The organism is Cupriavidus sp. 01L45 (assembly GCF_056399885.1).
Map to the genome: position 1 here is coordinate 47,787 of NZ_JBFTSG010000062.1, position 7,994 is coordinate 55,780.

Below are 7,994 nucleotides of genomic sequence, written 5' to 3' on the forward strand. Positions count from 1 at the left end.
GCGACATCGGGGATACCCGCCGCTGCGGGCACTACGCTAGCGCCCTAGCGCCACTCGCCACGCAAGCCCTGCACCACCTGCTGCAGGCTCTCCGGCGTAGCCAGCTCCGGCGCGATCGGCTCACCCACCACCAGCTCGAGCCGGTTGAGAATGCCGCGCCGGAACGGGCGGGACATGGCCGAGCCACCCTTGCGGGAGAAGAAGCTGCCCCACAGCCCGCGCAGCGCCATCGGCACGACCGGCACCGGCGTACGCCGGATGATCTGCTGAACGCCCTGCTTGAAGGGGTTGATGTCGCCGGTGGCGGTGATCTTGCCTTCAGGGAAGATACAGACTAGGTCGCCCTCCGAAAGCGCGCGCGCGACTTCGTCGTAGGCACGCTCCAGCATCTGCGGGTCTTCGTACGCGGGCGCGATCGGGATCGCCTTGGCCTGGCGGAAGAACCACGACATCAGCGGCACCTTGAAGATGTTGTGGTCCATCAGGAAACGCACCGGCCGCGGGCTCGCGGCCATCAGCACTACCGCATCGGCAAAGCTCACGTGATTGCACACCAGCACCGCGGGGCCTTCGGCCGGGATGCGGTCGGAATTCACGCGCTGCAGGCGGTACACCGTGTGCACCAGGATCCAGGCGATGAAGCGCAGCAGGAATTCCGGCACCAGGCTGTAGATGTAGATGGCCACCAGCGCGTTCAGCAGCCCGACCACCAGGAACAATTGCGGAATGCTGAAGCCGGCCTGGGTCAGCACCACCGCCAGCAGCGAGGAGCCGATCATGAAAAAGCTGTTGAGGATGTTGTTGGCGGCAATGATGCGGGCCCGGTGGGTGGGCGCGCAGCGGCTCTGGATCAGCGCGTACAGCGGCACACTGTAGAAGCCGCCGAACATCGCCAGCAGGAACAGGTCGGCCAGCACGCGCCAATGGCGCGGGTCGGCGGCAAAGCCGGCGAGCCCGGACAGTTCGGCGTGCTGCTCGCCGTTGCTGGCCAGGAAGAGATCGACCGCGAACACTGTCATGCCGATGGAGCCGAACGGCACCAGGCCGATCTCGACGTGGCGCCCGGACAGCCGCTCGCACAGCAGCGAGCCGGTGCCGATGCCGAGCGAGAACACCGCCAGCAGCAGCGTCACCACATTCTGGTCGCCGCCCAGCACGTCCTTGGCAAAGCCGAAAAAGGAGGTCAGGAACGTGGCGCCAAGGAACCAGAGCCACGAAATGCCCAGCAGGCTCAGGAATACTGTACGGTTGCCATGGGCCAGCTTGAGGTTGCGCCAGGTCTCCGTGAACGGATTCCAGTTGATGCGCAGGTCCGGCTGCGGCGCCGGCGAATGCGGCACCCGCGCCGACACCAGCCGCCCGGCCAGCGCCAGCACCACGCACGCGGCCCCGACGTAGAACGGCCCGACGATCTTTTCGCCGTGCGTAAGGCCGGCCAGCTCGCCGCCCAGCAGGGTGCCAAGCAGGATGGCGACGAAAGTGCCCATTTCCACCAGCCCGTTGCCGCCTACCAGCTCGGTCTCGTCCAGGTGCTGCGGGAGGTAGGCGAACTTGACCGGGCCGAACACCGTCGAGTGCAGCCCCATCAGGAAAGTGCCAAGGTAGAGCAATGGCGCGCTGTGCATGGCAAAGCCGGCCATACCCAGCAGCATGATGCCGATTTCCAGGGTCTTCACCAGCCGGATCAGCCGCGACTTCTCGATCTTGTCGGCAATCTGGCCGCTGGTGGCGGAGAACAGCACGAATGGCGCGATGAAGATGGCGGAGATCAGGAACGCCGCGCTCTTGGCGTCAACGCCCTCGAACAGCGCGGTGTGGTAAGTAACCAGCGAAGTGAAGGCGACCTTGAAGAGGTTGTCGTTCATCGCGCCCAGGAACTGGGTCCAGAAGAACGGGCCGAAGCGGCGTGCACTGAGCAGGCGAAATTGGTTTTGTTGGCTCATGTAGGCAGGAAAGAGGTGACCCCGGCGAACCGGGCGGCCCGGTGGGCGCCCGGCGACGTCGCTGACAATGCTCGCACGGCGGCGGGCATGCCATTGCAAGGGATGCTTGCGGTACCGTGCAATACGCATCTCGACCGCGCCCCGCCCTGCCGGGGCCCACCAAGCCTCAACCGCCGTACGGCATCGCCCCCCCGGAAGCACTCCGATCCTCGCGCCGGCGCGGAGGCTCAATCGGTCTTTTCTTCCGGCCAGTCGCGGATATAAGCCTTGAGCATGCGGTTTTCGAAGCTTTGCTCCTCCACCACGGCCTTGGCGACGTCATAGAAGGAAATCACACCCATCAGGGTGCGGTTGTCCAGCACCGGCAGGTAGCGCGTGTGGCGCTCCAGCATCATGCGGCGGACTTCGTTGACGTCGGTCTCCATGGTGCAGGTGAGCGGCGCATCGTCCATGACCTTGCGCAGGCTGGTGGTGCCGACGCTGCCGCCATTGGCGGAAAGGGTCTTGATGATCTCGCGGAAGGTCAGCATGCCCACCAGGTCGCCGTACTCCATCACCACCAGCGAGCCGATATCGTGCTCGGCCATGATATTGACCGCCAGCAGCAGTGACGTCTCCGGCTTCACCGTATAGAGCGTGTTGCCCTTGATTTGCAGGATGTCGCTGACTTTCATGATGGTCTCCGCTTGCTGAAACTACTGTTTTGCTGTGTATTGCCTGCCGCGCCCGGCACGGCCTGATGCGCCGATCCTAGCCGAAACCGGCCGCCCAAGTAAAGCACGGGGTGCCGCCAGCGCCGCCAGGGCTATTTGCCGTGCTCGCCGGCGGCAGCGGATGCTACGATGCGCACCGGAGACAACTCTAGCCTTTAACGCCATGTCCGGTACCCGTTTCGACACCCTCGCGCTGCATGCAGGCGCCGCCCCCGACCCCGCCACGGGGGCACGGGCCACGCCCATCCACCTGACGACATCCTTCGTCTTCCGCGACAGCGAGCATGCCGCCTCGCTGTTCAATATGGAGCGCGCGGGCCATGTCTACTCCCGCATCTCCAACCCGACCGTAGCCGTCTTCGAAGAGCGCGTCGCCGCCCTCGAGAACGGCGCCGGCGCGATCGGCGTGGCCTCGGGCCAGGCTGCGCTGCACCTGGCGGTGGCCACCCTGATGGGCGCGGGCTCGCACGTAGTGGCGTCCAGCGCCCTGTACGGCGGCTCGCACAACCTGCTGCACTACACGCTGCGCCGCTTCGGCATCGAGACCACCTTCGTGCAGGCGCGCGATATCGACGCCTGGCGCGCSGCSATCCGSCCSGAGACGAAACTGCTGTTCGGCGAGACCCTGGGCAATCCCGGGCTGGACGTGCTGGACATCCCGACCCTGGCCCAGCTCGGCCAGGACAATGGCATCCCGCTGCTGGTCGACTCCACGTTCACCACGCCCTACCTGCTCAAGCCCTTCGACCACGGCGCCGGCCTGCTCTACCACTCGGCCACCAAGTTCCTGGGCGGCCACGGCACCACCATCGGCGGCGTGCTGGTGGAAGGCGGCACGTTCGACTTCGAGGCCTCCGGGCGCTTCCCGGAACTGTCCGAGCCCTATGCCGGTTTCCACAATATGGTGTTCACCGAGGAAAGCACGGTGGCGCCCTTCCTGCTGCGCGCGCGGCGCGAGGGCCTGCGCGACTTCGGCGCCTGCCTGAGCCCGATGGCCGCCTGGCAACTGCTGCAGGGCATCGAGACGCTGCCGCTGCGCATGGCCCGCCACGTGGAAAACGCGCGCCGCGTGGTGCAGTTCCTGGTGTCGCATCCGATGGTCGAGTCGGTGGCCTATCCGGAACTGGAATCCCACCCGGACTACGAACTCGCCAAGCGCCTGCTGCCGCGCGGCGCGGGCGCCGTGTTCAGCTTCAACCTCAAGGGCAACCGCGCCGCGGGCCAGCGCTTCATCGAGAGCCTGGCGCTGTTCTCCCACCTTGCCAATGTGGGCGACGCCCGCTCGCTGGTGATCCACCCCGCCTCCACCACCCACTTCCGCATGGACGCCGCGGCGCTGCAGGCGGCCGGCATCGGCGAAGGCACCATCCGCCTGTCGGTCGGCCTGGAAGACCCGGACGACCTGATCGACGACCTCAAGCGCGGCCTCAAGGCCGCGGAGAAAGCCATGAGCGGCAAGGGAGGCCAAGCCTGATGGAACTGACAATCGCAGGCCGCAAGGCCTATGCCTACACCGGCGGCAAACCCTTCGACCCCGCCCTGCCCTGCGCCGTATTCGTGCACGGCGCACAGAACGACCATAGCGTCTGGGCCCTGCAGACGCGCTGGTTCGCGCACCACGGCTTCAGCGTGCTGGCGGTCGACCTGCCCGGCCACAACCGCAGCGAAGGCGAGCCGCTCAAGACAGTCGAAGCCATGGCCGACTGGGTGATCGAACTGGTGCGCGCGGCCGGCGTGAGCGCCCCCGCCCTGGTGTTCGGGCACAGCATGGGTTCGCTGATCGCGCTGGAAACGGCCGCCCGCCACCCTGACGCGGTGCGCGGCATCGCCCTGCTCGCCACGGCCTACCCGATGAAGGTTGCCGACGCCCTGCTCGACGCCTCGCTCAACCGCGTGGACCAGGCCATCGCCATGGTCAATGCGTGGTCGCACTCCAGCCTCGCCAACAAGCCCTCCTCGCCGGGACCGGGCTCGTGGATGCAAGGCGGCAGCCAGCGCCTGATGGAACGCGTGGCACAACGCAACCCCGAAGGCCACGTCTTCCACAACGACTTCTCCGCCTGCAACGCCTACGCCAACGGCGACGCCGCGGTGGCCGCCGTGCGCTGCCCCACCCTGTTCATCAACGGCAGCAAGGACATGATGACCTCGCCCAAGGCCGCCCAGGCGCTCGCCGCCAGGATGGCATCGGCCAGCACGGTCACGGTGCCCTGCGGGCACGCGCTGATGGGGGAAAGGCCGGATGAGGTACTGGACGCGCTGGCGGCGTTTGCGCGCAAAGTGGTCGCCGCTGGTTGAAGGCGGCGGCATCGCGAGCGCCTGCCGCTCCGCCGGTTGCTCTCTCGCCTGCGGGAGAGCAACCGGCACGCCGCGCCGTGCCGACTTGCGCCTAGGAACCAGTCGCAGGGTAGTAGGCTCTCGGCGTTGGTGCGCAGCTTGGCCGTGTCCCCTCCGGTGTGCCTACGGGCTACCTCTGCGAGAGACTGGCTTCGGCAGACAACATTGGGCTTGATGGGTGAGCTTTGCTTCCCGCTGGGTAAGTTTGTTCCCTTGAAAGTCTGCTCGGCATATCGGCACCACGCTTTCTGACAGGAGGCGAAAATGGGGAGTTTACCGAGGTCGGACAAGCGAGGATGGGCATTGACGTAGGTAGCGAGCATCTACCAACTCGATCCGACCAATGCTCGGGCCATGGAAGCTAAAACCAGATCTCTCCGAGAGTGCTCTGATCCGCGATCATTGGTAGCTATCGGTCGTGTTCGCTGAAGTCAGTGATATCAATCACGCGATCGGCCATCGCAATGGTCTCCCGACGGTGTGCAATCGTGATGCGTGTTACAGTCAGGGTGCGGATAGCTTCATTGACTGCTCTCTCTGTTTCCACATCCAGATGGCTTGTAGCCTCGTCGAGCACCAGAATCCTGGCTTGCCGATATAGTGCACGAGCCAGAAGCACCCGCTGTTTCTGTCCGCCAGAAAGACTACTGCCCATATCGCCTGTTAGGGAGTGATATGCCATCGGCATGGCCAACACCTCGTCATGGATCTTTGCCGCTTTCGCCGCGGCATAAACGCGTTCGCGGTCAATGTGCTCGTCAAATCCGGAGATGTTATCCTGCAGGCTACCGGAAAAAAGTTGATCATCCTGCATTACAGCAGCAACCTTTTTTCGCCAATTCCTAAGGCCGAATTGATGTACTGGAATTCCATTTATTCGCAAAGATCCTTCCGTTGGTTCCAGTAGACCCAAAATGATCTTTGCAAGCGTTGTCTTTCCGCAGCCGGTGGCTCCAACAATTGCAACGTGTTCTCCCGGAACGAACTCGATGCTCAAATCCCGAAGCACCCAATTACTCCCGCTGCCATAGCGAAAGCCTATGTTTTCCAGCTTCAGAGAGAGAGGCGTGTGATCGTTGAACTCTCCAAGCTGCTCGGGCATGACGCCAGTCGTCTCTTCCTGCTCAGTTAGCACGATATCCGAAAGCCGCTCGACGTGAAGGCGAAGCATCCGAACCGACATGATGTTATCGATGAAACGCTGCATTCTGGAAGAAAATGCGTCCTTATAGGAAATGAATGCCATTAGCATACCAACTGTAAGTACACCGTTTATAACCATACCCGCCCCCCAACCCAATACCGCAATGCTCTCGATCCCGAAAACCAAGTTATACCCGGCGTTAAACGACAGGGCGAGTTCTTGATTTTTTGCGCGCCGATTGGCTGCCAAAGTGATAGCATTAAACCATTTAGAAATACGTACATCCTCAAGGCTCATCAGATTTATCACCTGAATCCCCCGGATGCTCTCGAGGAAATGAGTCTGTGCCTTTGCCTCATGGGTCATCACTTCATCGCTTGACCGATGATATGCTCCATGCGGAAGAATTCGTATTGCGGCGTATGCAATGACAGCGCCAATAGCTATGACACCTAGTTCTGGGCTGTAAACGAGAATAACAACGAGTGTCACTAGCGCGAACAGGCCGTCTAAAATGATCTCAACCAGCTTGCCTGTCACTGTCTGCTGGATGCTCTGCGTCGATTGGAAGCGCGAAATGATATCACCTGAATGACGCACCTCGAACCACTGGGTTGGCAGGTGGAGCAAATGCTTCATGACACGAGCAGCCCACTGTGTGCCGAATTGCACGGAAATCACGATACCCAACCAGCCGCGAGCCAGTTCTAGCCCCACCTTTATAAGGGTAGTGAGTACGGCCCCGATAACGAGCACCCATAACAACCCCATGTCCCCAGAAACAATGGAACCATCGACGATCCATTGGGTAAATAAGGGGGAAATAAGTAATGCAAGCTGAAGACTAGCCGCAAGCAGGAAAATCTGCCCCAAACTACGTCACAGCCCATTGAGACGTCCAACTAGTTGACGCCATCCAATCGCGGGATGGGGCAGTCTTGGCTCGAAGTCCGGAGCCGGAGACAGTTCTAATGCAATGCCGGTGAAATGTTTACTCACCACACTCATTGGTAGCTGCTGCTCGCCGCAAGCGGGATCGAAGATAGTCAGTTTCCCGCGCGAAAGACGCTTTAGGACAACAAAGTGACTCATGTCCCAGTGAAGCACACACGGCAAAGTGAGCTCCGTCAGCTCATGCATTTCTAGCCGCAACGGTCTGGCTATTAGCCCGATTGCGCTGCCGAGCCGTGCGAGGTCTGCCAAACTCATGCCTCGCATCGAGACGACAAACCTAGCGCGCAGCTCGTTCATCGAGAGAACTCGCCCATGGTGGGCAGCAACGTAGCCTAGGCACGCTAGCCCGCATTCAGTTGCGGTGGTTTGGAGATATGTAGACATGAGGAAAAAGTAGTCTGATCGGCCTCGGCGCAAAACCCGCATCTAGCGCTGTGAAGTCGCTTTCTATGTTCGCCTGGAATGCCATCGTCCCACGAACCCTGAGATGTCTATCCCCGATGCACTGAGTTTCTCGCCGGAGACGGACCTCATGAAGCGCGTCCAGTTTTCCTCGCTCCTCATTTCGCTCGCCAGAACAGAGAGCAATTCTCCTGTTACCGGCGAAGAAAGTGCATTACTCCGCACAGAYGAGCGCATTTCCTCTCTATCCATTAAGGAGTTTTCTGAAATCCATTTTATGTAGTCGATCAGTTTTATGGTGTGAACTCCAGCGGCAATATGAAACGTTGGCTCACCGAGGGGGGTCGCGGAGCAATCCACCCAAGTTAAGCATCAACAATTAGGCATCAACAGGCCTTATAAGCAGCATGTCGATGAGGTTTGTGGCGAGGCGGACGAGGCTTGGCGCGATCCGGCCGCACGCGATGGATACGTGTTGCGATCACGGCCAAGGTCTCATTC

At 61.7% G+C, this 7,994-nt stretch carries 6 protein-coding genes; 2 read left to right on the forward strand and 4 right to left on the reverse strand.

Annotated elements, in window-relative coordinates:
• Positions 1-44: 44 nt before the first annotated feature.
• Entirely contained in the window at positions 45-1,943 is a 1,899-nt protein-coding gene (locus AC1DT6_RS33205) for an MFS transporter (RefSeq protein ID WP_441627333.1), read from the reverse strand.
• A gap of 227 nt (positions 1,944-2,170) precedes the next feature.
• Positions 2,171-2,617: a CBS domain-containing protein gene (locus tag AC1DT6_RS33210; RefSeq protein WP_045240037.1), complete on the reverse strand. Its 447-nt coding sequence runs from the start codon at positions 2,615-2,617 to the stop codon at positions 2,171-2,173.
• A 202-nt stretch (positions 2,618-2,819) separates the two neighbouring features.
• Between AC1DT6_RS33210 and AC1DT6_RS33215 the strand changes: the two genes are divergently transcribed.
• Both AC1DT6_RS33215 and AC1DT6_RS33220 read left to right on the forward strand, forming a co-directional pair.
• Positions 2,820-4,130, forward strand: coding sequence for an O-acetylhomoserine aminocarboxypropyltransferase (locus tag AC1DT6_RS33215; protein WP_276290389.1), 1,311 nt, complete (start codon positions 2,820-2,822; stop codon positions 4,128-4,130).
• Complete coding sequence (locus AC1DT6_RS33220) at positions 4,130-4,954, forward strand: alpha/beta fold hydrolase (RefSeq protein ID WP_441627336.1); 825 nt, start codon at positions 4,130-4,132, stop codon at positions 4,952-4,954. Before AC1DT6_RS33215 ends, AC1DT6_RS33220 begins: the two co-directional genes overlap by 1 nt.
• 448 nt (positions 4,955-5,402) lie before the next feature.
• On the opposite strand, the gene AC1DT6_RS33225 is transcribed toward AC1DT6_RS33220, so the two are convergent.
• Both AC1DT6_RS33225 and AC1DT6_RS33230 read right to left on the reverse strand, forming a co-directional pair.
• Entirely contained in the window at positions 5,403-7,010 is a 1,608-nt protein-coding gene (locus tag AC1DT6_RS33225) for a peptidase domain-containing ABC transporter (protein ID WP_441627338.1), read from the reverse strand.
• 6 nt (positions 7,011-7,016) lie between these two features.
• Complete coding sequence (locus AC1DT6_RS33230; RefSeq protein WP_441627340.1) at positions 7,017-7,517, reverse strand: cysteine peptidase family C39 domain-containing protein; 501 nt, start codon at positions 7,515-7,517, stop codon at positions 7,017-7,019.
• Positions 7,518-7,994: the final 477 nt, after the last annotated feature.

Bases quoted from the DNA above. Each gene is read 5' to 3' on its own strand.
- AC1DT6_RS33205 (WP_441627333.1), bottom strand. From the start codon at position 1,943: ATGAGCCAACAAAACCAATTTCGCCTGCTCAGTGCACGCCGCTTCGGC.
- AC1DT6_RS33210 (WP_045240037.1), bottom strand. From the start codon at position 2,617: ATGAAAGTCAGCGACATCCTGCAAATCAAGGGCAACACGCTCTATACG.
- AC1DT6_RS33220 (WP_441627336.1), top strand. From the start codon at position 4,130: ATGGAACTGACAATCGCAGGCCGCAAGGCCTATGCCTACACCGGCGGC.
- AC1DT6_RS33230 (WP_441627340.1), bottom strand. From the start codon at position 7,517: ATGCGGGTTTTGCGCCGAGGCCGATCAGACTACTTTTTCCTCATGTCT.